Source organism: Thioalkalivibrio sp. ALE11, from assembly GCF_000381205.1.
Taxonomy (GTDB): domain Bacteria; phylum Pseudomonadota; class Gammaproteobacteria; order Ectothiorhodospirales; family Ectothiorhodospiraceae; genus Thioalkalivibrio.
Genome location: NZ_KB906166.1, coordinates 196,924 through 218,781, shown reverse-complemented (window position 1 = coordinate 218,781; position 21,858 = coordinate 196,924). Strand labels below are relative to the sequence as shown.

Genomic DNA, 21,858 nt, shown 5'->3' with positions numbered 1-21,858 from the left:
CGGCCGGATGCCGACCGCACCCGCGCGCTGCCACCCGAAACCCGCGGGAGACCGATGTCCGAGACCGCCGACTACAGCCAGGAACTCGCCCGCGCGGTACGCGAGGCCGCCGATGGCGGCCGCCGGCTGTGGATCGCCGGGGGCGGAACCCGGTCGACGATCGCCCGCCCCGACCCCCTGCCGGGTGACGTCGAGTCCCTCGATGTGACCGCACACCGCGGCATCACCCATCTCGCCCCCAGCGAGCTGGTGGTCAGTGTGCGGGCCGGCACCCCGCTGGCCGAACTGCAGGCCGAGCTGGCGGCGGTGGGCATGATGCTGCCGTTCGAGCCGGGGGATCCCGGGCCGGGCGCCACCGTGGGGGGCATGGTGGCCACCGGACTGTCGGGTCCGCGCCGGCCGTGGACCGCCAGCCTGCGCGACGCCGTACTGGGCACCCGCGTGATCAACGGCTCCGGCGAGATCCTGCGCTTCGGCGGCGAAGTCATGAAGAACGTCGCCGGCTTCGACGTCTCGCGCCTGATGGCCGGCAGCCTGGGCGGCCTCGGGGTCCTGCTGGAGGTCAGCTTCAAGCTCCTGCCGCGCCCCGCTCACGAGCTCACCCTGCAGCGGAACCTGGACGCCGCCGGCTTCATCGACGCCTGTCGCGAGCTCGGTCGTACGGCCCTGCCCCTTTCCGGGCTGGCGTGGAACGACGGCCGCATGTACCTGCGTCTGAGCGGCGGGGAACAGGCGGTCACGGAAGCCGCCGAGCGCCTGGGGGATGCCCCGGCCGCGGATGGCGAAGGCTTCTGGAGCGGTCTGCGCGACCATCGCGCGGAACCCTTCACGCGCGAACCCGCGCCCGGCGAGCGCCTGTGGCGCATCGTCGTGCCCCCGGCCACGCCCCCGCCGGAACTGCCCGGCGAGTGGCTGCTGAACTGGGGCGGCGGGGAGCGCTGGCTGCGCAGCGAGGCCGACCCGGCGCGGGTGCGCACGGCGGTGGAGGCCGCCGGCGGACATGCCCGCATCTGGCACGGGGACCCGGCCGGTGCACCGCGCCTGCATCCGCGCGGCACCGCCCTGGAGGGGCTGGAGGCCCGGGTGCGACAGTCCATGGACCCCGAAGGCATGTTCCACAGTCCGCTGCTGCCCGGCTCCCCGGCCCGCGCCACCGGTACCTGAAGCGAGCACTCCCATGGACACCCGTATCCACGAACGCTACGCCGACGACCCGGCCGCCCGCATCGCCGCACAGGCCCTGCGCAACTGCGTCCATTGCGGTTTCTGCAACGCGACCTGCCCGACCTACCAGGAACTGGGCGACGAGCTGGACGGACCGCGCGGGCGCATCTACCTGATCAAGCAGGTACTGGAACAGGGCGAGGCCGATGCGGCCACCGGGCGCCACCTGGATCGCTGCCTGACCTGCCTCAACTGCATGACCACCTGTCCCTCCGGGGTCAACTACGCGCATCTGGTGGAATTCGGCCGCGAGGCGGTGGAACGCGACGTCCCGCGCGGCTGGCGCGAACGTCTGCTCCGCGCCATGCTCAAGCGCACGCTCCCCGCCGGGTGGCCGTTCCGCCTCGCCCTGGGTGCCGGGCGCCTGGCCCGACCGCTGCTGCGCGGCGAGCTGCGGGCCAAGGTGCCAGCCGCCCATCCGGCCCCGCCGAGCCCCGCCGCACCTGCCGGCGACCCGGTGCTGCAGGGCGGGGCCGTACCCTTCGAACACGGCCGCGTGCTGCTGCTGGCCGGCTGCGTGCACGATGCCATCGACGCGCGCATCAACGCGGCGTTCGAGCGCCTGATGGCCGCGCGCGGCATCGCGGTGGAACGGGTCTCCGCCGCGCGCTGCTGCGGCGCGGTGGAACATCACCTGAGCGACGGCGAACGCACCCGTGCGCGGCTGCGCGCCAATCTCGACGCCTGGGCGCCGGCACTGGAGCAGGGGGTGGACGCGGTGGTCTCCACCGCCAGCGGCTGTGGCGCGATGCTGCGCGACTACGCCCACCTGCTGGAAGGTGACGACGAATACCGCGAGCGGGCGCGCGAGCTCACCGCCCTGGTGCGCGACCCGGCCGAGCTGTTCGACGCCGATACCGTCACCACGCTGGGGATCGAGGTCACCGGCGAGGACCGCCGGATCGCGTGGCACGCCCCCTGCACCCTGCAGCACGGCCAGGGCCTGGCCGGACGCGTGGAGCCGCTGCTGCAGGCCGCGGGCTGCGAGGTCCTGCCGGTCGCCGAGGGCCACCTGTGCTGCGGCTCGGCCGGCACCTATTCCATCACGCAGCCGGCCATGGCGCGGCAGCTGCGCGACCGCAAGCTGGGAAACCTGGAGGCCGCGGCCCCGGCGCGCATCGTGTCGGCCAACATCGGCTGCCTGAGTCACCTGCAGTCGGGCACCGAACGCGGGGTGGAACACTGGCTGAGCCTGCTGGACCGCCACCGCCGGGAAGGGTGACCATGAACCGGCGCGGGGAACTCCCGCCGCGCCGTGGGGGCGCTTGCCCGCACCCCGGGCGGGGCCTACATTCGCGCCATCCGATTCCCGAGTACTGCAGAAGGTTAAATCATGACCACCTCTTCCTTTCTTCCGCCGCAACGCACCCTGATGGGGCCCGGCCCCTCCGACGTGAACCCGCGCGTGCTGAGCGCGATGAGTCGCCCGATCATCGGCCACCTGGACCCGGTGTTCGTCGGCATGATGGAAGAGATGAAGGGCCTGCTGCAGTATGCCTTCCAGACCGAAAACGCGCTGACCCTGCCGGTCTCCGCCCCCGGCTCGGCCGGCATGGAGACCTGCTTCGTGAACCTCGTCGAACCGGGGGACAAGGTCATCGTCTGCATCAACGGCGTGTTCGGGACCCGCATGAAGGAGAACGTCGAACGCTGCGGTGGCACCGCCGTGGTGGTGGAAGACGACTGGGGCAACCCGGTCTCCCCGGACAAGGTCGCCGACGCGCTGAAGGGCAATCCGGATGCAAAGGTCCTGGCGTTCGTCCACGCCGAAACCTCCACCGGCGCGCGCTCGGACGTCGAGACCCTGTGCCGGCTGGCCCGTGAGCACGACTGCCTGACCATCGTCGACTCGGTGACCGGCCTCGCCGGGAGCCCGCTGTACGTCGATGACTGGGGCGTGGACGCGATCTATTCCGGCACCCAGAAATGCCTGTCCTGCACCCCCGGCCTGTCGCCGGTCAGCTTCAGCCAGCGCGCGGTGGACCGCATCCAGGCGCGCAGCCACAAGGTGCAGAGCTGGTTCCTCGACCTGAACCTGGTCATGGGCTACTGGGGTGGCGGCAGCAAGCGCGCGTATCACCACACCGCCCCGATCAACGCCCTGTACGCCCTGCACGAGTCACTGGTGATCCTGCAGGAAGAAGGCCTGGAAAACAGCTGGGCGCGGCACTGCCGTCACCACGACGCTCTGCGCGCCGGCCTCGAGGCCATGGGTCTCGAATTCCTGGTGGCCGAGGAACACCGTCTGCCGCAGCTCAACTCCGTCCATGTCCCCGAGGGCGTGGACGAGGCGGCGGTGCGCGGCGAGCTGCTGGAACGCTACGGCCTGGAGATCGGTGCCGGCCTGGGGCCGTACGCCGGCAAGGTGTGGCGCATCGGCCTGATGGGCTATGGCGCGAACGAACGCAACGTGCTGACCTGCCTGTCCGCTCTGGAGGCGGTACTGGCGGATCGTGGCGTGGTGGAACCCGGCCGGGCGATGGCGGCGGCGCGTGCGGCCTATGCCCGCATGGATGCCGCCGGCAGCACCGGCTGAACAAACGACCCGAGGAGGCTTTGATGACCCTGAGCGAACTGCTGAACTACCTGGATCGGCACATGGACACGGAATTCCTGGACGGCGATGCCGCCGGCACCCTGACAAAGGCCCGCAACGGCGAACACAAGGACCCGATCGTGGCCGAAATCCTCACCGCGCTGATGGACGGGGCCGGTGCCGACGGCCCCGACACCACGCTGGAGCGTGCCGAGGCGGTCAAGTCGATCGGCCCGGTGCGCCTGAAGTACATGGCCGACGATGCCCCGGTGGAGGGTTTCCGCCTGGTGGAGAAGACCATCACCACCATCGACGCCGCCTACAACGAGGAGGCCCTCGCCGCCCGCGGCTGACCGGGATCGACCCGCCGCTCAGGTAATCCGCCGGAGCATCCCGCGCCGGCGGAACACCCGGGCGAATACCCGCCCGGTGTGGTACCAGTGCAGCAGCCAGGCCTCGCGCCACAGTACCGCCCCCCGGGCAGCATGACGGCCGGGCTCGGCGGGGCACGGCTGCAGGTGCAGACCCAGCCCGCGCGCGATCGCCAGCGCCCGGGCCAGGTGATAGCGGCTGGTCACCAGCACCGCCGGCGGATCGTCCGAGCCGGCGCTCTCCTCGCGCATCAAATCGCGCGCATGGCGCAGGTTCTCCAGGGTATGCGTGGAGCGGTCCTCGATCCGGATACGCGCTTCCGCCACGCCCCGCTCGCGCAGAAACGCCGCCCCGGCCGCGGCCTCGCTGGGCCCCTGCGCCGAGGTCTGCCCGCCCAGCACCAGCACCCGCGCCTGCGGATGCCGGCGCAGCAGCCGCAGCGCCCGCAGCAGCCGCAGGTGGTACCCGGGGGCCGGATGCCCCTCTTCCAGCTGCATCCCCGCCACCAGCACGGTCTCCACCGCCCGCGGCCGGCAGGGTGCATGCGCGGTGCGGCGCACGCCGTGCCACGCCAGCAGCAGGCTGACCCCGAGGGTCGCCAGGATCACGACCTGCGACAGCGCGAACATCGCCAGCCCGTCCGCACCCACGCGCCCCAGGGTTACCCGGCGATGCTGCGCCAATGTGACCTCCATGATCAGGATGAGAATGATCGGCATCCGGGCCTTGCCGAAGGCTGACACAACCCGACGCCGGAGTAACACCTTCGTTTGAAGGGTACCAAGCCCGGGGTCTTACCGGTATCATCGCCCCCGACCAGGGACATCAGGGGGAAGTTATGGGGGCGCAGACGGCATTCGAGCAGGAAGTCGCCCGATTGATCGTGGACAGCCTGAACCTCGAGGAAACGGCGCCGGAAGACATCGAGCCGGAGGCCCCGCTGTTCCGCGAGGGTCTGGGGCTGGATTCCATCGATGCCCTCGAGCTGGCTCTGGCGATCGGTCGCGCGTATGGCGTGCAGATCCGTTCCGATGACGAGGACAACCTGCGGATCTTCGCGTCCCTGCGTGCGCTGAGTGAACATATCGAGGCGAACCGGACGTCCTCGTGACGGCAAGGCTGGCTGCGGCGGTTGCGCTGGCCTACCCGGTTTCGGTGATCGCCGGGCAATGGATCGAGCTGCAGCCGTTGCCGCTGGCCCTGCTGACGCTGCTGGTGTTTCTCGCCGTCGCCTCGTCCCTGCGCCCGCGGGCACGAGTACTGCTGGGCACGGGGCTGCTGGCGGCGCTGGCGCTGTTCGGCCTGACCCCGGCCGGCGAGTGGCTGATCCACGCGGTGCCGGTGCTGGTCCCGGGCCTGATCGCGGCGCTGTTCGCGCGCTCGCTGCGGTCCGGTTCCACGCCACTGATCACGCGGTATGCCCTGGAAATGGGGGCCTCGGACAGCCCCGCGGTCCATCGCTATACCCGGGTGATGACCGCCATCTGGGCCAGCACCTGCGCCCTGCTGGCGGTGGTCTCGGCCGGTCTGTCGGTGTTCGCGCCGGCGACCGTATGGGCGGTCGTGGCCAACGGCCTGAACTATCTTCTGCTGGGAGTCCTGTTCATGCTGGAATATCCGCTGCGTGCCCGTTTCCTGCCGGATGAACCCCGCGAAGGCTTTGTTGCCTATCTGATGCAGCTGGCGCGGGCCGACCATCGACGGATCCTGAGGCAGCCATGAGCGAAGCCGCTCCCCTCGCCTGCCCGCTGCTCGCGGACGCCGACACGCCACTGGCCCGGATCGGCGGACACCCGGTGTCGCGCGCCGCCTGGCTGGCCGACGTCCGCGAGCTGGCCGCCCGCCTGCCCGAGGCGCCGGCGGCCTTCAACCTGTGCGAGGACCGTTACCGGTTCTCGGTCGCCTTCGGCGCCATCCTGCTGCGCGGACAGATGAACCTGCTGCCGCCGGCGCGCGGGCGCACGGTGCTGGGCGAGATCGCCCGTGGCTATCCCGAAGCGGTCGCACTGGTGGACTCCTGCGAGGAGGACTTCCCCCTGCACACCCTGGCGGTCAGCGCGCGTGGCGACGCCGGGGGCGGGAACGAAGACCGTCCCGCGGACATCCCGATGATCCCCCGGGATCGCACCGCGATCCTCGGTTTTTCATCCGGCTCCACCGGGACGCCCACCGCCCATCCGCGACGCTGGGGAGATCTGGTCGCGGTCACCGAGCAGGCGCTGCAGCGCCTGGAGCTGAACCGCGGCCCCGGACATGCCCTGGTCGCCACCGTGCCGCCGCAGCACATGTACGGCCTGGAGTCCACGGTACTCCCGGCCCTGCTGGGCCCCAACACCCTGCTCGCCGAACGTCCGTTCTACCCTGCCGACGTGCACGCGGCGCTGGAGCGCGAGACCCGTCCGGTGCTGATCTCCACGCCTTTCCACCTGGGGACCTGCCTGCGTTCCGGCCAGTCGGCACCTGCCGCGCCGCGACGCATCCTCTCCGCCACCGCACCGCTGGAAGCCAGCACCGCGAAGGAGCTCGAGGCGCACTTCGGCGCCCCGGTCAACGAGATCTACGGCTGCACCGAGGCCGGTGCCATCGCTTCCCGCCGCACGGTTCACGAAGACCACTGGACGCCGTACCCGGGGGTACGGGTACACGCCGACGGGGATGCCTCCGGTCTGGCCCTCGCGCATGGTCCGCAGCATCGCGAGTCGGTTCCGCTGCCGGACTGCATCGAGGTCGCGGGGGACGGCCGCTTCCGCATGACCGGACGCCTGGCCGACATGCTCAATATCGCCGGCAAGCGCGCCTCGCTGGTGGAGCTGAACCGTCATCTGCAAACCCTCCCCGGGGTGCGGGACGGGGTCTTCATCCCGCCCGCGGACAGTTCGGATGCCGACGGGATCACCCGGCTGGCGGCGCTGGTGGTGGCCCCGGAGCTGAGCGAATCCGCGATCCAGGAGCAGCTCGCCGAGCGGCTCGACCCGGCATTTCTTCCGCGCCCGCTGGTACGGGTGGACAGCCTGCCGCGCTCGGCGACCGGCAAGCTGCCGCGCCAGGCCCTGCTGGACCTGCTCGCCTGCCACGGGGAGCCCGTGTGAAATGGCGGGCCTGACCAGCCGGCCGCGCCGCATCCCGGAGGACCATCCGGCCCTTCCGGGGCATTTCCCCGGCAACCCGGTGGTACCCGGCGTGATGATCCTGGAACAGGTCGCGGCGGCCGCGGAGGAGCTGGGCCTGACCGCTCCCGCGCGTTTTCCGCAGATCAAATTCGTGGCGCCGCTGCCTCCCGAGACCGCGTTCCGGGTGGAGATCGACGAACCCGGGCGCCGCGGGACCCGTGCCTTCCGCTGCATCCGTGACGACGGCTCCGATACGCTGCTGTGCGCGGGGCAGCTGGACCCCGAACCGCCGGCCGACCCGTCATGAGCGGGGACTGGCGCGCTCAGGAAGAACGCGGCAGTCCCCTCGCCCTGCGCATCATCCTGTGGGTCGCGCTGCGCCTGGGACGCCCCGCCGGGCGCCTGCTGCTGTACCCCATTACCGCCTATTTCCTGCTGCTGGCACCGCGCGCACGGCGGCACAGTCGGCACTATCTGCGGCGCGTGCTGGGGCATCCGCCGCGCATGCGCGATGTCGCCCGCCACCTGCACAGCTTCGCCGCGGTGATCCTCGACCGGGTGTTCCTGCTCGCCGGGCGCGAGCAGGCCCTGGATATCCGGGTGCACGGCGCCGACATCTTCCACCAGGCACTGGACTCCGGGGACGGCGCGATCCTGCTGGGGGCCCATCTGGGCAGTTTCGAGGCCCTGCGGGCCCTGGCCGTGGGCCATCACGACTTCCCCGTCCGGGTACTGATGGACGCCGACCACAACCAGGTCATCACCCGCCTGCTGGATTCGCTCAACCCCGAGGTCGCGCACAGCGTGATCCCGCTGGGGCGTACCGACACCCTGATCCGCGCCCGCGAGGCGGTGGAACGCGGCGAGATGGTGGGCATGCTGGGCGATCGGGTGGTGGAAAACGATCGCACGGTGGAGTGCGAATTTCTCGGCGACCGCGCGGTCTTCCCCATGGGCCCGATGCTGCTGGCGACGGTGCTGAAGGTGCCGGTGATCCTGTGTTTCGGACTCTATCGCGGCGGCAACCGCTACGATATCGTCTTCGAACACTTTGCCGACGCGATCGAGGCGCCGCGGGCACAACGCGACGCGGTGCTGCAGGACTGGACCTGCCACTATGCCCGGCGCCTGGAGGCCCATGTGCGGAACGCCCCGTGGAACTGGTTCAACTTCTATGATTTCTGGCATGACGACTGACCACCACCGCACCCGCGGGCCCGCCCGGCTCGCATGGCTGGCCCTGCTGCCCCTGCTGTGGCTGCCGCTGCCGGCCGCCGCGGACACCCTGGATGCGATCCTGGCGGCCCTGAGCCTCGACGCGCCCGCGGAGATGGCCTTTCGCGAAGTCCGCCAGGACCCGATGCTGCAGTCGGAGGACCGCCAGAGCGGCCGCATCGCCTTCGAGCCCCCGGATACCCTGATCCGCGAGACCGACGGCCGCCGCGGCGAGCACGTGCGCATCGAGGGCCGCGAGCTGACCCTGACCCGCGGCGATTCGGTGCGCGAGATCCGTCTGGACGAACAACCCGGGCTGGAGACCTTCGCCGGGCTGTTCCGCAGCCTGCTGCAGGGCGACCGCGAGGCACTGGAAGCGGGCTTCGAGGTCGAGCTGGACGGCGATCTCGACGCCTGGGAACTGGAGCTGCGCCCGCGCGACCGCGCGCTGCGCCGGGCGATCATCGAGATCACCATCCGCGGCCGCGAAGGCGAGATCCGGCGCATGGACACCTGGGAATCCGGCAACCGCACCAGCCGCATGCATTTCGAAGCACCGGCATCCGGCGACCCCTCCAGCGAACGCGACTGACCACGCATGTCGTCCCTCCCCTCGCGTGCCGCGGTCACGCTGTGGCTGGCCGGTCTGCTGATCGCGGCCCTGGTCCTGGCCCTGCGCGGCGAGATGGCCACCGATCTCGGACGCTTCATGCCCGACCCCGGCGCCGAGGCCGGACTGCCGCTGGACGTCGACGGCGGACCGGGAGCCCGCCAGCTGTTGCTGGCCATCGAGGGCGGCGATGCCGCACGGCGCGCCGCGGCCTCCGACGGACTCGCCGACGCCCTGCGCGGGGACCCGGCGGTCGCCGGCGTCCACAACGGACGCGGCGATTTCGACCCCGAGGCGCTGGAGGCGATCCTCGACCTGCGCTACCTGCTGAGCCCGGCGGTCACCCCCGAGCGCTTCTCCCGGGAGCACCTGGACAGCGCGTTCGCCGAGCGCCGCGACGACCTCTCCAGCGCGGTGCCGGCGATGCCGCGCGAGCTGATCCCGCGCGACCCCACCGGCGAACTGCTGGAACTGGGCGAGCGCCTGCGCGACCCGTTCGGCGACGCGACCCGCGGCGAACACGGCGTATGGACCGACCCGGCCGGCGAGCGGGCCCTGCTGGTCGTGCGCATCGCGCCGGCGGCCGAAGGCCTGGAGGAGCAGACCGGGCTGCTGCAGCGCGTCGAACAGGAATTCGCGGCCCTGGAGGACGCCGACCTGCGCCTGCTGCAGGCCGGGCCACCCGCGATCGCGGTGGAATCGCGCGAGCGCATCCGCGCCGAGGTCACCGCCTTCAGCCTGGCCGCCTCGCTGGCGCTGGCGGTGCTGCTGCTGGTGGTTTTCCGCCACCCCCATCCGGTGTGGCTGGCGGCGATCCCGCTGGGCAGCGGGATCCTCGCCGGCGCGGCCGTGGTCACGCTGGTCTTCGGCCATCTGCACGGGATCGCGCTGGCCTTCGGCATCACCGTGCTGGGGGTCGCACTGGACTACCCCCTGCATCTGTTCGCACACGCCGGCCGCCGGGCTGCCGCACGGGTCGCCGGGGAACTGTGGCCGGCGCTGGTGCTGGGCGCCGGCTCCACCGCGCTGGTCTACGCGCTGATGGCCGCGACCTCGTTCCCCGGCATGGCCCAGCTGGGCCTGTTCGTGCTGACCGGCATCCTGGTCGCCGCCGCGGTCACCCGCTGGGTCCTGCCGGCGCTGCTGCCACGCGGCGCACGCGAACGGGGCCTGCCGGAACCGCGGCTGCCCCTGCCCTCGCTGCGGCCGCGCGGACAGCGAGCGGGCCTCGGGCTGCTGCTGGTGGCGGTGATCGCGGCGCTGGCCGTGCTGCTGAGCCGCGACCCCTTCCCGTGGAACGACCAGCTCACCGCGCTCAATCCGGTCCCCGAGGAGGCCATCGCCCTGGACCGCGAACTGCGCGACGCGCTGGGGCTGCCGGACGTGCGCCATCTGGTGCTGATCCGGGGGGAATCCGCCGACGCCGTGCTGCAGGCCGCGCACGCGCTGGACGAACCGCTGGAGGCGCTGCGCGACGCGGGGACGATCACCGGTTTCGACCATCCCGCGCAGATCCTCCCGGATACCGCGACCCAGCGCGAACGCCAGGCAGCCCTGCCCGAGCGCGACACCCTGGCCGAACACGTGGAACGGGCGGTGCGGAACCACGGCTTTCAGGCCGAGGCCTTCACGCAGTTTCTCGATGACGTGGAACGCAGTCGCGAGATGGACCCGGTGACCCCTGACAGCCTGCCCGACGGGCCGCTGCGCCAGGCGCTGGAACCGCTGCTGCTGGCCCCGGGCGAACATTCGGCGGCGGGACATGAACGGGCCTGGATCGGACAGGTGCTGCTGCGCGGGCTGAGCGACGCCGACACCGTCAGCGGGCATATCGACCGCCATGGTGCGGCCGCCGGTACCCAGGTCGAACTGGTCGACCTGCGCGCCACCACCGAGGCCATGGTCGCGGATTTTCGCACGGCGGCCCTGACCCGCCTGTCCCTGGCCGCGCTGGCGGTCACCGCCCTGCTGTGGCTGCTGACGCGCGATCCCGGGCGCAGCCTGCGCATCGTGACCGCGGTCGCCGCCGGTCTGCTGCTGACCACCGCCAGTCTGCTGCTGCTCGGGATCGAGCTGACCCTGTTCCACCTGATCGCATTGATGCTGGTGATCGGGCTGGGGCTGGATTACGCGGTATTCCTCGGCCGCCCGGGCGCCATGGAGCCGGACGAGGCCCGGCGCACCCGCCGTTCGGTGACCCTGTGCGCCCTGTCCACCGGTCTGGTGTTCGCCCTGCTGGCTCTGTCCAGCCTGCCGGTGTTACGTGCCCTGGGTCTCACCGTGGCCCTGGGCGTGGTATTTTCCTACGTGGCGGCCCTGTTGCTGGCCCGTCCCGTGAACCCGCCCCCGACGTCCGAGGCCTCCGGCCCCGGGCCGGGGTCATTGCGCTCGAGGATCCAACCGTCTCCATGAATGCCCTGGCCATTACCGCCCACACCCAGACCAGCGCGGCCGGCACCGGCAACGCCGCGGGCGCGGCCGCGCTGCGCGAGGGTCGCAGTGGCCTGCGGCGCTGCGACCTGCCCGACGTGGATCTGGAGACCTTCATCGGCCGCGTCCAGGGCCTGGAAGATCACCCGCTGGAGGGCGAGCTGGCGCCGTTCGACTGCCGCAACAACCGCCTGGCCGAACTCGCCCTGCAGCAGGACGGCTTCCTCGACGCGGTCGCCGGCGCGGTGCGGCGCCACGGCGCCGACCGGGTCGCGGTGCTGCTGGGCACCAGCACCTCGGGGATCGCGGCCACCGAGGAGGCCTATCAGCGGCGCGATCCTGAGACCGGTGCCCTGCCCCCCGACTACGACTACCGCCACACCCAGAACATGTATTCGCTGGCGGACTACGTGGCCACGCGCCTGGGTCTGAGCGGGCCCGCCATGGTGGTCTCCACCGCCTGCTCCTCCAGCGCGAAGGTGTTCGCCGATGCCTGGCGTCATCTGCGGGCGGGGGTCTGCGACGCGGCCATCGTCGGCGGGGTCGACTCGCTGTGCGGGATGACCCTGTACGGCTTCAACGCCCTGCAGCTGGTGGCGCCCGAGCCCTGCACCCCGCTGGATCGGCAAAGGCGCGGGATCTCCATCGGCGAGGCGGCGGGCTTCTTCCTGCTGGAACGCGCGGAGGATGCCCCGGCGGACGCCCCGCGCCTGACCGGCCACGGCGAATCCAGCGACGCCCACCACATGTCCGCGCCCCACCCGGAGGGCGCGGGCGCGGCGCGGGCCATGCGCGAGGCCCTGCAGCGCGCCGGATGCGCGGGCACCGACGTGGACTACGTGCTGATGCACGCCACCGCGACCCCCGCCAACGACCGCTCCGAGGCCCGCGCGCTGGCCGATGTCCTCGGCCCGCACGCGCGCTGCGCCGGCACCAAGGGCCTGACCGGACACACCCTGGGCGCGGCCGGGGCGGTGGGCGCGGCCCAGGCCCTGGCCAGTCTGGGCGGCGGCTTCGTGCCCGGCACCGCCGGACTGACCGACCCGGACCCCGAACTGGGTCTGGATGCGCGCGCAGCCAGCGAAGAACGCCCGGTGCGCCGGGTGATGCTCAACGCCTTCGGTTTCGGGGGCAACAACTGCTCACTGCTGCTGGAGGCCCCGTGCTGAATCCCGTCGGCATCCACGCAGTCGGGCTGATCGGGCCCGGGCTGGCGGATTTCCCGTCGGCACGCGAGATCCTGTCCGGACGCCGGGAACACGTGCATGCGCCGGTGCAGATCCCGCCCACCAGCCTGCTTCCGGCCAACGAACGCCGCCGCACCACACAGACCATCCGCCTGGCCCTGCATGCGGCCGAGGAGGCCAGCGAGGGTGGCGACCGCACGTCCATGCGCAGCGTGTTCGCCTCCTCCAGTGGCGACATGGACATCATCGACCGCATCTGCGAGACCCTGACCCAGCCGGACCCGGCGGTCTCGCCCATGCAGTTCCACAACTCGGTGCACAACGCCCCGGCCGGCAACTGGTCCATCGCCACCCGCAACCCGGCCCCGGCCACCGCCCTGTCCGGCTTTACCGGCACGGTGGCCGCCGGGCTGCTGGAGGCGGTCACCCTGCAGCTGGCCGAGGGCGGCGAGGTCCTGGTGGTCTCCTACGACGTCCCGTCCATGGAGCTGTTCCGCACGGTCCGACCGGTTACCGAGAATTTTGCCTTCGGCCTGCGCCTGGGGCCGGTCGCGGGCGCGCAGTGGCAGCTGCGCCTGGACCCCGGGGGGAACGGTCCCGAGACCCCGTGCCGGGCGCCGGCGCTGGAAGCCCTGCGTGCCACCAACCCCGCGGCCCGGGCCCTGCCCCTGCTGGAACGTCTGGCCGGCGCCCACCACGACGCAGTGGTCCTGGAAGCCCCCGCCGGGCGGGTACTCGGGCTGCACGTGGAGGAAACCACGCCATGATCCTGGACGCCGCCGCCATCCGCGAGCGCCTGCCGCATGCCGGCGCGATGAGCCTGCTGGACGAGGTCGTCGCCCACGATGCCGACCGCATCCACTGTCGCGCCCGTTCGCACCGTGATCCGGACAACCCGCTGCGCAGCGAACCCGGCCTGCACGCCCTCGCCGCGCTGGAATACGGCGCCCAGGCGATGGCCGTGCACGGCAGTCTGGGCGCGGCGGACGCCGCGGCGCCGCGGGCCGGCTATCTGGCCGCGGTGCGCGACCTGCGCATCCACGCGCGGCGCCTGGACACCATCGAAACCGCACTGGACATCCACGCCGAGCGGGTGATGGCCGACGCCCGCAGCTCGATCTACGATCTCGCCGTGGAAGCCGCCGGCGAACCGCTGCTGGCGGCCCGCGCCACGGTCATCCTGGAACCCGGAGAAACCCCATGACGCGACGCGCACTCGTCACCGGCGGCAGCGGCGCCATCGGCGCGGCCATCGCCCGGGATCTCGCCGCCGCCGGCTGCGAGGTCTTCGTCCATGCCAACCGCAACACCGCGGCCGCCTCGAACGTCGTCGAAGGAATCCGCGCCGACGGCGGCCGGGCCGAGGTGCTGGGCTTCGACATCACCGACGCCGAGGCCACCCGCGCGGCACTGGAGGCCGAAATCGAACGCGGCCCGTTCCAGATCCTGGTGCACAACGCCGGGGTCCACGACGATGCCCCGCTGGCGGGCATGACGCCGGAACAGTGGCGCCGGCCACTGGAGGTCTCGCTGCACGGCTTCTACAACGTGGTGCAGCCGGCGCTGCTGCCGATGATCACCACCCGCTGGGGCCGGGTCATCGCCGTCACCTCGGTGGCCGGGGTCACCGGGAACCGCGGCCAGGCCAACTACGCCGCGGCCAAGGCCGGCCTGCACGGGGCGATCAAGTCGCTGGCTCAGGAGGTCGCGAGTCGCGGCATCACCGCCAACGCGGTCGCGCCCGGGATCGTCGAGAGCCCGATGAGCGAATCCGCATTCGATGCCGACACCATCCGCCGCATGGTGCCCATGCGCCGTGCCGGCGAGCCCGCCGAGGTCGCCGGGCTGGTGGGCTATCTCGCCTCCGAGGCCGCCGGCTACGTCTCCGGGCAGGTCATCGGCATCAACGGGGCCCTGGCCTGATGCCCCGGCCCCCGCAACCATGACTGCCCCCGTCGTGTTCGCCGTGATCCCGGCCCACAACGAGGCCGCAACCATCGAGGCGGTGACCGCCGCCACGCGGGCGCAGGTCGACCGGGTACTGGTGGTGGACGACGGCTCCGCCGACGACACCGCCACCCTGGCGGCCACCCATGCCGAGGTCCTGCGTCTGGAACCCAACCGCGGCAAGGCCGGTGCCCTGTGGGCCGGGATGCAGCAGGCGGTGGCCGAGGGCGCCGACGTGGTCGTCACCCTGGACGGCGACGGCCAGCACGACGCCACGGAAATCCCGGCACTGATCGCCGCGTGGCGGGAACACCCCCGACACCTGATCCTCGGTGCCCGGCTGAAGGAACGCGAACGCACCCCGCCGCTGCGCCTGTTCGGCAACCGGGTCGCGGATTTCTGGATCGGCTGGGCCTCGGCGCAGCCGCTGCGCGATTCGCAGTCGGGCTTTCGCCTGTACCCCGCCGATCTGCTGCGGCAGATGCGCATCCCCCACGGGCACGGCCGCTCGTTCGTGTTCGAGAGCGAGGCGCTGATCGCGGCCGAACGGCATGGCTTTCCGGCGCGTCTGGTGCCGGTGCGCTGCATCTATCCCGAGGATCGCCGCCCCAGCCATTTCCGCCCGGCGGCCGATACCCTGCGCATCATCTTCATGGTCGCCGGTCACCTGCTGCGCCGCGGAATGCGCCCGCTCGGACTGTGGCGCTCGCTGCGCCGGCCGGAAACGGCGCCGACCGTGGAAAACAGCTGACCGGAACTCTACACTCGAGTGTCGTTGCGTCGCACACCGGAGAACTGGAGGGAACCGCACCATGCACTACAAGACCCTGCTCATCGTCGTCGTCACCAGCCTGTTCCTGGTGGCCGGCTGCCGCGGCACCGCCCCGGTGCATAACGTCAGCGACACCACCATCACCAATGCGCAGGGCGAGCGTCCCGATGCCGAAGTGATGTCGCAGGCCATTCGCGATGCGGGTGCCCGGCTCGGCTGGCGCATGGAGGAGGTCGAACCGGGCGTGATGGAAGGGGCGATCCGCGTGCGCGATCACACCGCCGTGGTGGAGATCCCGTATTCCGCCGGGCAATACCGCATCGACTACAAGGACAGCACGAACCTCAACCACACCAACGGCGAGATCCACCCGAACTACAACCGCTGGATCGAGAACCTGGACAACCAGATCCGGGCCGAGCTGTCGCGCCGGTAGCCCGGGATCCGCACGGGTCGATTCCGGGGCTGGACCGCGAGCGGCTCAATCGGGGCTCAATCGGGGCGCGGGCGTTCCGGATCGGAGCGGCGCTCGCGCTGCCCGGCCTCTTCGGGATCGGAGGCATCGGACAGGCGTCCGGACTCCTGCGGGTCCCGGTCGCCCGACTCCGAAGATTCGCCGCCGCCCTGACCGGGATCGAAATCGCGCTGGTGGGTATTCGCCAGCATCTTGCCCGCCCGATCCTCCAGGCGTTCGCGGGTGGGCTTGTCGGCCAGCTCCTCGGCGCTCTGCGCCAGATGATGGTAGAGGTCCCGGTAGGTGCCCGCCATGCTGGCGAACAGCGTGGCCGTGCGATCGAAATGATCGTTCACCTGGGAACGGTAGCGCGTGAGCTCCTGCATGCGCTGGTCCAGCTCTTCTTCCAGCTGACGGATCAGCTTGCGTTCGTCGCTGGTCACCCGGCCGACCCAGAAGCCGACCAGCGCCGCCACCACGATCGCCAGAATGCCCAGGGCCACCCACAGCCCGACTGCCGTCTGTTCTTCCACCGCTGTCACCTTTTTTCGCTCCGGCGTGCCGCCGGCGTTGCTTCCGGAGCCCCGGGCCTTTCCCCGGAGCGTCCCGGGGCCATTGTGCCCCACGCTCCGTGCGAACGCACATGCTACCCTCGCACAAACCCCCGGAAAGCAAGGATTCCCACGATGCAGGATTCGCCGCGCGCGCAGCAGATCCGGCAGGCCCATGCCACGCTGATCCATCTGGTGGTGCAGGCCTGCCAGAACCCGCAGAGCCGGCAGGAGCTGGAGCCCGTCCTGGAACAGGCGATCCAGGGCGGCTGGACGGACCTGGTCGCCCGCATCCGTCAGGTGCTGGACGGCCAGCGCGACCCGTCTCTCCTGAACGGTCTGGACGAGGAAGACACCGCGATCCTGTCTTCCATCCTCGCCGGCCTGCAGGACCCGGCCACACTGCCGGATCCGAACCAGACCGCCGATGCCGCGCAGGCCGCGCCGGGGCTGGCGCAGATGATCCACGGAGCATCCCGCGGCGATCCGCAGTCGCTGCACTGGCTGTCGCAGATGGCCGAACAGATGACCCGCGCGGGCGGCGACATGGCGCGTCTGGGCGGCATCACCAAGCGCCTGGTGGATGGCGAACGCGATCCGGAGGTGCTGTGTCAGGGCATGGGTCCGCAGGGCGAGAGCCTGGTGCAGTCCATCCTGAACGAGCTGGGCAAGCTGGAACGTCACTGACGGAAACCGCGAGCCATCGATGCCCCGGCCCGCTGTCCCGTACCTCCGCGTCCCCCGGACCGTTTTCCTGGTCCTGCTGGTCGTGGCGTTCGCCGGCTGCGCACCGGTACAGGTGCAGCCGCCTCCCGATCCGGAACCCGCGACGCAGGTGCTGATCATCGACCATGGACGACACAGCAGTCTGCTGCTGCCGGACGCCGACGGCCGGCACTGGCTGCGTTATTCCTACGGGGACTGGCGGTTCTATGCGGAACGCCGTACCGGGCCCTTCAGCGCGCTGGCCGCACTGGCCTGGCCGACCCGGGCCGCGCTGGGACGCCAGGTCCTGACCGGCGAGGCCCCGCAGGCCGCCCTCCGACGCGACCTGCGAGTCCCGGTACGCGAGGTGCACACCCTCACGGTGGATGCCGACGAGACCGCCGCCCTGCGGGAGGATCTGGAAGCGCTGTGGCGACGCGGCCAGGACGACCGCCGCGAAATGGCGGTTTGGGACATGGCCTTCGTCGAGCACCCGACCCGGTACAGCCTGCGCCACAACTCCAACCGCATGATCGCGTTGTGGCTGGCCGAACTGGAGGTTCGGGTATCACGGCCACCGATCCTGTCGCGCTGGCAGGTGTGTCCGGTGCCCCCGGGGAACGCCACGGAAGACGACGGCGCACCGGACTGCTGACCGGGCGCCCCGGGCGTACCGGTTACAGCGCGCGTACCCAGCCGAGTACGGCCTCCTGCAGGCTGCGTCCCGGCCCGATATGGGCGCGCGGATCGTTCACCAGCAGAACCACGCGAACGTCATCCCCGCTCTTTGTACGCACGTAGCCGGCCACCGCGGAGACCTCGCGCAGGTGTCCGGTCTTCAGATGCATGTGGCCGCGTTCGGCGCCGTTGTTGAAGCGGTTGCGCAGGGTGCCGTCGATCCCGGCCAGAGCCAGCGAGGACTGGAACTCGGGCCGCAGCGGATGCTCCCATCCGGCCCGGAGAATCTGCCCCAGCTGGTACGGCGACATGCGCGCGTCGCGCGACAGGCCGGAGCCATTGTCCACCCGCATGCCGCCGGGGTTCACGCCCAGCTCGCGCAGGGCTTCCATCAGCGCCTGGCGCGAACGATCCATGGTCGCCGGAGCCCCGTGACGCTCGGCACCCAGGGTCAGCATCAGATGCCGGGTCATCACGTTGGAGCTCCACTTGTTGGAGACCCGGATCAGGTCCGCCAGCGGCCGCGAGCGATGCGTCACCAGGGGCTCCTGCTGCAGGGGCGTCATGCGCCCCGGACGGATCTCGCCGTCCAGCTCCCCGCCCCATTGCGACCAGTGCAGACGGAACAGCCCGGCGTGATTGCGTTCGGGCTCGGTCACCGAACGCAGCAACTCGTATTCCCCGCAATGCACGGGATACTCGCCGGTCAGCGTCAGGCGACCGTTGGCGCGGTCGGCATCGATCTCGATCCCGCGCTGAAAATCGCCGCACCGCCCGCGCCCGGGGCGCAGCCGGTTGTCGATCTCCACGTCCGGCAGCGGGGGATCCAGGCTGACCCGGACGGTCTCGCCGTTGCGCCCGGGCCGCACGCGGATGCGCTGGGCGTTGGAGTTCACGTGCAGGGCGTACACGCCCTGGTTATAGGCCCGCAGCGGCTGCCCGTTGAACGCGGCCGGGTACTGCGGACCCGCGTCGAAATGCGAAGCGTCCAGGATCACGTCGCCGGCGATGCGTTCCACGACGGCCTGACGCAGCTGCCCGAGCATGCGCCAGTGCTCCTCGTTGACCATGCCGGGATCGCCGGTGCCGCGTACCACCAGGTCGCCGTCCAGCACCCCGTCGCGCAGCTCGCCGACGGCCCACAGCTCGGTCTTCCAGGTGTAGTCCGGCCCCAGCTGATCCAGCGCCGCCAGTGAGGTCGCCAGCTTGAGCGTGGAGGCCGGGTTGAAGAGACGATCGGCATTCAACTGGGCGAGCACCTGGTCGTCTCCGGCGCGCTCCACCCACAGGCCCACCGAGCGGGGCGACAGCCCCTGCTCCTCGATCGCGGCCTTGAGCGCCCCGGGCAGGCGTTCGAATTCGGCTGCGGCCGGGACGGAGGACATCAGCAGCAGGCACAACGCGCCCCACAGCACACGGACTGGATGGTTCATCGACGCGGCCATCACTCTCAGGGAAATCGGGATCCCCAGTATTCGCCGCCACGCGCGCGCTGGCAAGCCTCCCGACGGCGGGCATGCCCGATGCCCGGCCCGCCGGGACGCGGGATTCAGACGAGCGCCGGCGCGCGAGCGCCGGCGATCCGCGTACGGCTGCGCAGGGCCAGCAACCCGGCCAGATTGATGTCGCCCACCAGCGCCCCGGCGGCATCGGGCAGCGGGATCGCCAGGGTCACACAGAAATCCTCGGAGGCCGAGGACAGATAGATGTCGGAGACAAACGGCTGGCCGCGGCCCACGGTTTCGTGGAAGTACGTCCGGGTGGAGCGGTCGACCCCCATGCCGCCGGTCTGGATGCGCCCGCGCATCTCCGGATTGACCCAGTTGGCGTAGCGCTGGTGCCCCTGACCATCCAGCTCGTAGACCAGTTCGAAATAGGGATGCTCGCGAAACCACGCGTCGAGATCATGCCCGCCCTGCCCGCGCGGACCGCGGGCAACCCGTTCCAGGGCCGCCACCGCCTGTTCCTGCCAGGAATCATCGTCGCCGTCGCGCACCGGCTCCACCGGCAGGCAGCGCGGCGGGTCACCGTCCAGCACGATCACGGAGCCCGAGTGGCACTTGGCCTCCTTTTTCAGCGCAGCGGCCCGTTCCGACAGCGCCACGCTGTCCATGCCCGCATCGGGGGCGGGCAGGACGACCACCGCGGACAGATTCGCCACCGGGAAGCACGAACCGTCGTCGCCGGTGAAGAACCCGCGTTCGAGGTCCTGGCGGTCGTAGAGATGGCCGCACAGCTGATCGAAGCTGAGCGCCAGTTCGTGCAGCCGGTTGAGCCATACCTCCGCGGCGGCCGGTCCCGCCACCATGAAGTCGTCGCCCCCGATATGGCCGAGGTCGCATTCGCCGTGATCGCCGAACGCCGCGCGCAAGCACTCTGCCAGAAGTTTGATCATCGCGTCGCCGCGCACGAAGCCGTAGCGATCGTTAAAGGCCTTGAAGTTGTCGAGGTCGATGTACAGCAGCGCCTGAGGCTGCCCGGCCAGGCGCCGCTTTTCCAGCAGGCCCCGCAGTGCCGGCCCGGTGGACAACCCGGTCAGCGGATGGCTGCCCTCGTCGGTCCCCTGCTTCAGGGCTTGCTCCAGCAGCTGCCACGGCTGGATCACCCCGGTCAGCTGGCCGTGATCGTCCACCACTACCCACGGGTCGTGCACCTCGCGGCAATGGAACAGCCGCCACAGGATCTGGCGCACCGGCACGTGCCCGCGCAGCACGTTGCACAGCGGACGCACCAGGCGACCGATGCCGGCATGGTCGCGCGACGGCGGTTCGCGCAGGAAGCGGTCGCGGGCGATGAAGCCCAGCGGCCGCCCCTCGCCCACCACCAGCAGATGGCCCATGTCGCCGTGGCAGCGGAACATCTCGCGCACCCGCGCGCGATCCGCCTCGATCGGCAGGGTCGGCACCCGGGTCACGTAGTCCATCAGCCGCATCTCGCCCGCCTCTCCGGCGGGGTTGCCGGCCTCCGGACGCGGTGGCAGCGGGGCCGGCTCCACCGGCACCGACGCCGGGTGCCCGATCAGGAAGCCCTGCGCGAAATGCACCCCCAGATCACGGCACAGCTCGAGATCGCGTTCGCTCTCCAGACCCTCGGCCACGGTGGCGCAACCGAGCCGACGGGCCATCGCGATCAGGGTCTCCAGCATCACCGAGCGCACCCGGGACCCGTGCGCCTCGTGCACCAGCCCGCGGTCCAGCTTGATGAAATCCGGGCGCAGGCTGGCCAGCAGGGCGAGGCCGTTATAGCCGGTACCGAGATCGTCCAGGGCGATGCGGAACCCCAGCCCGCGCAGGGTATCGCAGGCCGCCGACATCGCGTCGATGTCCTCGACGTGATCGCTCTCCACGATCTCGATCACCACGTCTTCCGGCGCCACGCCCAGCCGCCGCAGGCAGGACAGCGACGGATGCCGGTGCAGATCGGTCCCCAGCAGGGACTGCGGCAGGGCATTGATGAATATCGGCGTGCCCGCCGGCAGCATCTCGGCCTTGCGCGCCAGGGCACGGATCTGACAGGCCTGTTCCAGGTCATCCAGGCAACGGGCCCGGCGCGCCAGGGCGAAGGTTTCGGCCCCGCCCAGCAGACCGCGTTCCGGATGGCGCGCCCGGCACAGCATCTCGTAACCGTACACCTCGCCCTGGCGGGCGAGATCCACGATGGGCTGGAAATGGGACTCGACCACGCCGGCCAGCGGGCCGAGGATCCACGGCTCGTGCAGACGCGCATGCATCACCGCCAGCGGTTCGAGCTGGTCCAGCGAGGCCAGCGACAGACCGGCGGCCGGATCCCCGGTGGACCACAGCCCCAGACAGTCCTCCAGCCGCTCCTCCGGGGTCTCCAGCACGATCGCCTCGACCAGGTCGGCCAGGTCCATCCGATCCGGCAGCGGGAAACACCAGATCTGCGGGCTCTCGGGGGACAGGGGATGCCCCCAGCGGGTCCAGGCACGCGGCGCACGACCGCCCTGAATACGTACCACCAGCATGTATTGTTCCGGGTCTTGAGGGTTGCGGCCCGGGGTCCCAGCAATTCCCGGACCAGTGCCCTGCCCGGACCCGATTCCCGAT

The 21,858-nt window shown here is 71.2% G+C and carries 23 protein-coding genes; 19 read left to right on the top strand and 4 right to left on the bottom strand.

Annotated features, from left to right (window positions below; genetic code table 11):
• Window positions 1-54 precede the first annotated feature (54 nt).
• The 4 genes from glcE (at window position 55) to F620_RS0105020 (ending at window position 4,113) form a co-directional block, all read left to right on the top strand.
• A complete protein-coding gene (gene glcE / locus F620_RS0105035; RefSeq protein WP_019569698.1) occupies window positions 55-1,164 on the top strand; it encodes a glycolate oxidase subunit GlcE in 1,110 nt (369 codons plus the stop codon).
• Between the two features lie 13 nt (window positions 1,165-1,177).
• Window positions 1,178-2,446 (top strand): glycolate oxidase subunit GlcF, encoded by a 1,269-nt coding sequence (gene glcF, locus F620_RS0105030; RefSeq protein WP_019569697.1) that lies wholly within the window; start codon window positions 1,178-1,180, stop codon window positions 2,444-2,446.
• 111 nt (window positions 2,447-2,557) lie between these two features.
• Window positions 2,558-3,760, top strand: coding sequence for an alanine--glyoxylate aminotransferase family protein (locus F620_RS0105025; RefSeq protein ID WP_019569696.1), 1,203 nt, complete (start codon window positions 2,558-2,560; stop codon window positions 3,758-3,760).
• A gap of 23 nt (window positions 3,761-3,783) precedes the next feature.
• Window positions 3,784-4,113 (top strand): hypothetical protein, encoded by a 330-nt coding sequence (locus F620_RS0105020; protein ID WP_019569695.1) that lies wholly within the window; start codon window positions 3,784-3,786, stop codon window positions 4,111-4,113.
• An 18-nt stretch (window positions 4,114-4,131) separates the two neighbouring features.
• Here F620_RS0105020 and F620_RS0105015 read toward each other — a convergent pair whose 3' ends face one another.
• Window positions 4,132-4,851, bottom strand: coding sequence for a YdcF family protein (locus tag F620_RS0105015; RefSeq protein WP_019569694.1), 720 nt, complete (start codon window positions 4,849-4,851; stop codon window positions 4,132-4,134).
• A gap of 119 nt (window positions 4,852-4,970) precedes the next feature.
• Between F620_RS0105015 and F620_RS0105010 the strand changes: the two genes are divergently transcribed.
• The 13 genes from F620_RS0105010 to F620_RS0104950 all read left to right on the top strand — a co-directional run bounded on the left by F620_RS0105010 (window position 4,971) and on the right by F620_RS0104950 (window position 15,839).
• Window positions 4,971-5,243 (top strand): phosphopantetheine-binding protein, encoded by a 273-nt coding sequence (locus F620_RS0105010; RefSeq protein ID WP_018870250.1) that lies wholly within the window; start codon window positions 4,971-4,973, stop codon window positions 5,241-5,243.
• On the top strand, window positions 5,240-5,854 hold the full coding sequence (locus F620_RS0105005; RefSeq protein ID WP_019021848.1) for a hypothetical protein: 615 nt from the start codon (window positions 5,240-5,242) through the stop codon (window positions 5,852-5,854). Before F620_RS0105010 ends, F620_RS0105005 begins: the two co-directional genes overlap by 4 nt.
• A complete protein-coding gene (locus F620_RS0105000; protein ID WP_019569693.1) occupies window positions 5,851-7,221 on the top strand; it encodes an AMP-binding protein in 1,371 nt (456 codons plus the stop codon). Before F620_RS0105005 ends, F620_RS0105000 begins: the two co-directional genes overlap by 4 nt.
• A gap of 1 nt (window position 7,222) precedes the next feature.
• Complete coding sequence (locus tag F620_RS0104995; protein WP_018870253.1) at window positions 7,223-7,549, top strand: hypothetical protein; 327 nt, start codon at window positions 7,223-7,225, stop codon at window positions 7,547-7,549.
• Complete coding sequence (locus tag F620_RS0104990) at window positions 7,546-8,439, top strand: hypothetical protein (protein WP_019569692.1); 894 nt, start codon at window positions 7,546-7,548, stop codon at window positions 8,437-8,439. The genes F620_RS0104995 and F620_RS0104990 overlap by 4 nt, the downstream gene beginning before the upstream one ends.
• A complete protein-coding gene (locus F620_RS0104985) occupies window positions 8,429-9,049 on the top strand; it encodes a LolA-related protein (RefSeq protein WP_019569691.1) in 621 nt (206 codons plus the stop codon). Before F620_RS0104990 ends, F620_RS0104985 begins: the two co-directional genes overlap by 11 nt.
• Window positions 9,050-9,055: 6 nt before the next feature.
• Window positions 9,056-11,479: an MMPL family transporter gene (locus F620_RS0104980; RefSeq protein ID WP_019569690.1), complete on the top strand. Its 2,424-nt coding sequence runs from the start codon at window positions 9,056-9,058 to the stop codon at window positions 11,477-11,479.
• Window positions 11,476-12,666 carry a beta-ketoacyl-[acyl-carrier-protein] synthase family protein gene (locus F620_RS0104975; protein WP_019569689.1) on the top strand — a complete coding sequence of 397 codons (1,191 nt, stop codon included), beginning with the start codon at window positions 11,476-11,478 and terminating at the stop codon, window positions 12,664-12,666. The genes F620_RS0104980 and F620_RS0104975 overlap by 4 nt, the downstream gene beginning before the upstream one ends.
• The gene (locus tag F620_RS0104970) at window positions 12,663-13,451 is read left to right on the top strand and encodes a beta-ketoacyl synthase chain length factor (RefSeq protein WP_038030589.1); all 789 of its coding nucleotides are present in this window, start codon (window positions 12,663-12,665) and stop codon (window positions 13,449-13,451) included. Before F620_RS0104975 ends, F620_RS0104970 begins: the two co-directional genes overlap by 4 nt.
• Window positions 13,448-13,888, top strand: a complete 441-nt coding sequence (locus F620_RS0104965; protein ID WP_019569687.1) for a hypothetical protein — start codon at window positions 13,448-13,450, stop codon at window positions 13,886-13,888. The genes F620_RS0104970 and F620_RS0104965 overlap by 4 nt, the downstream gene beginning before the upstream one ends.
• Window positions 13,885-14,607, top strand: a complete 723-nt coding sequence (gene fabG / locus F620_RS0104960; RefSeq protein ID WP_019569686.1) for a 3-oxoacyl-ACP reductase FabG — start codon at window positions 13,885-13,887, stop codon at window positions 14,605-14,607. Before F620_RS0104965 ends, fabG begins: the two co-directional genes overlap by 4 nt.
• Before the next feature lie 19 nt (window positions 14,608-14,626).
• Window positions 14,627-15,382 (top strand): glycosyltransferase family 2 protein, encoded by a 756-nt coding sequence (locus F620_RS0104955; protein WP_019569685.1) that lies wholly within the window; start codon window positions 14,627-14,629, stop codon window positions 15,380-15,382.
• Window positions 15,383-15,443: 61 nt separating this feature from the next.
• Window positions 15,444-15,839 carry a hypothetical protein gene (locus F620_RS0104950; RefSeq protein WP_019021837.1) on the top strand — a complete coding sequence of 132 codons (396 nt, stop codon included), beginning with the start codon at window positions 15,444-15,446 and terminating at the stop codon, window positions 15,837-15,839.
• Between the two features lie 56 nt (window positions 15,840-15,895).
• Here the strand turns inward: F620_RS0104950 and F620_RS0104945 are convergent, their stop codons facing one another.
• A complete protein-coding gene (locus F620_RS0104945; RefSeq protein WP_019569684.1) occupies window positions 15,896-16,390 on the bottom strand; it encodes a YhcB family protein in 495 nt (164 codons plus the stop codon).
• A 153-nt stretch (window positions 16,391-16,543) separates the two neighbouring features.
• On the opposite strand from F620_RS0104945, the gene F620_RS0104940 reads away from it, so the two are divergent.
• Both F620_RS0104940 and F620_RS0104935 read left to right on the top strand, forming a co-directional pair.
• The gene (locus F620_RS0104940) at window positions 16,544-17,095 is read left to right on the top strand and encodes a hypothetical protein (RefSeq protein ID WP_019569683.1); all 552 of its coding nucleotides are present in this window, start codon (window positions 16,544-16,546) and stop codon (window positions 17,093-17,095) included.
• A 19-nt stretch (window positions 17,096-17,114) separates the two neighbouring features.
• Complete coding sequence (locus tag F620_RS0104935; RefSeq protein ID WP_018870265.1) at window positions 17,115-17,768, top strand: DUF2459 domain-containing protein; 654 nt, start codon at window positions 17,115-17,117, stop codon at window positions 17,766-17,768.
• Between the two features lie 22 nt (window positions 17,769-17,790).
• On the opposite strand, the gene dacB is transcribed toward F620_RS0104935, so the two are convergent.
• Together dacB and F620_RS0104925 are read right to left on the bottom strand one after the other, a co-directional pair.
• On the bottom strand, window positions 17,791-19,236 hold the full coding sequence (gene dacB / locus F620_RS0104930) for a D-alanyl-D-alanine carboxypeptidase/D-alanyl-D-alanine-endopeptidase (RefSeq protein WP_019569682.1): 1,446 nt from the start codon (window positions 19,234-19,236) through the stop codon (window positions 17,791-17,793).
• A gap of 104 nt (window positions 19,237-19,340) precedes the next feature.
• On the bottom strand, window positions 19,341-21,776 hold the full coding sequence (locus F620_RS0104925) for an EAL domain-containing protein (protein WP_019569681.1): 2,436 nt from the start codon (window positions 21,774-21,776) through the stop codon (window positions 19,341-19,343).
• Between the last annotated feature and the right edge of the window lie 82 nt (window positions 21,777-21,858).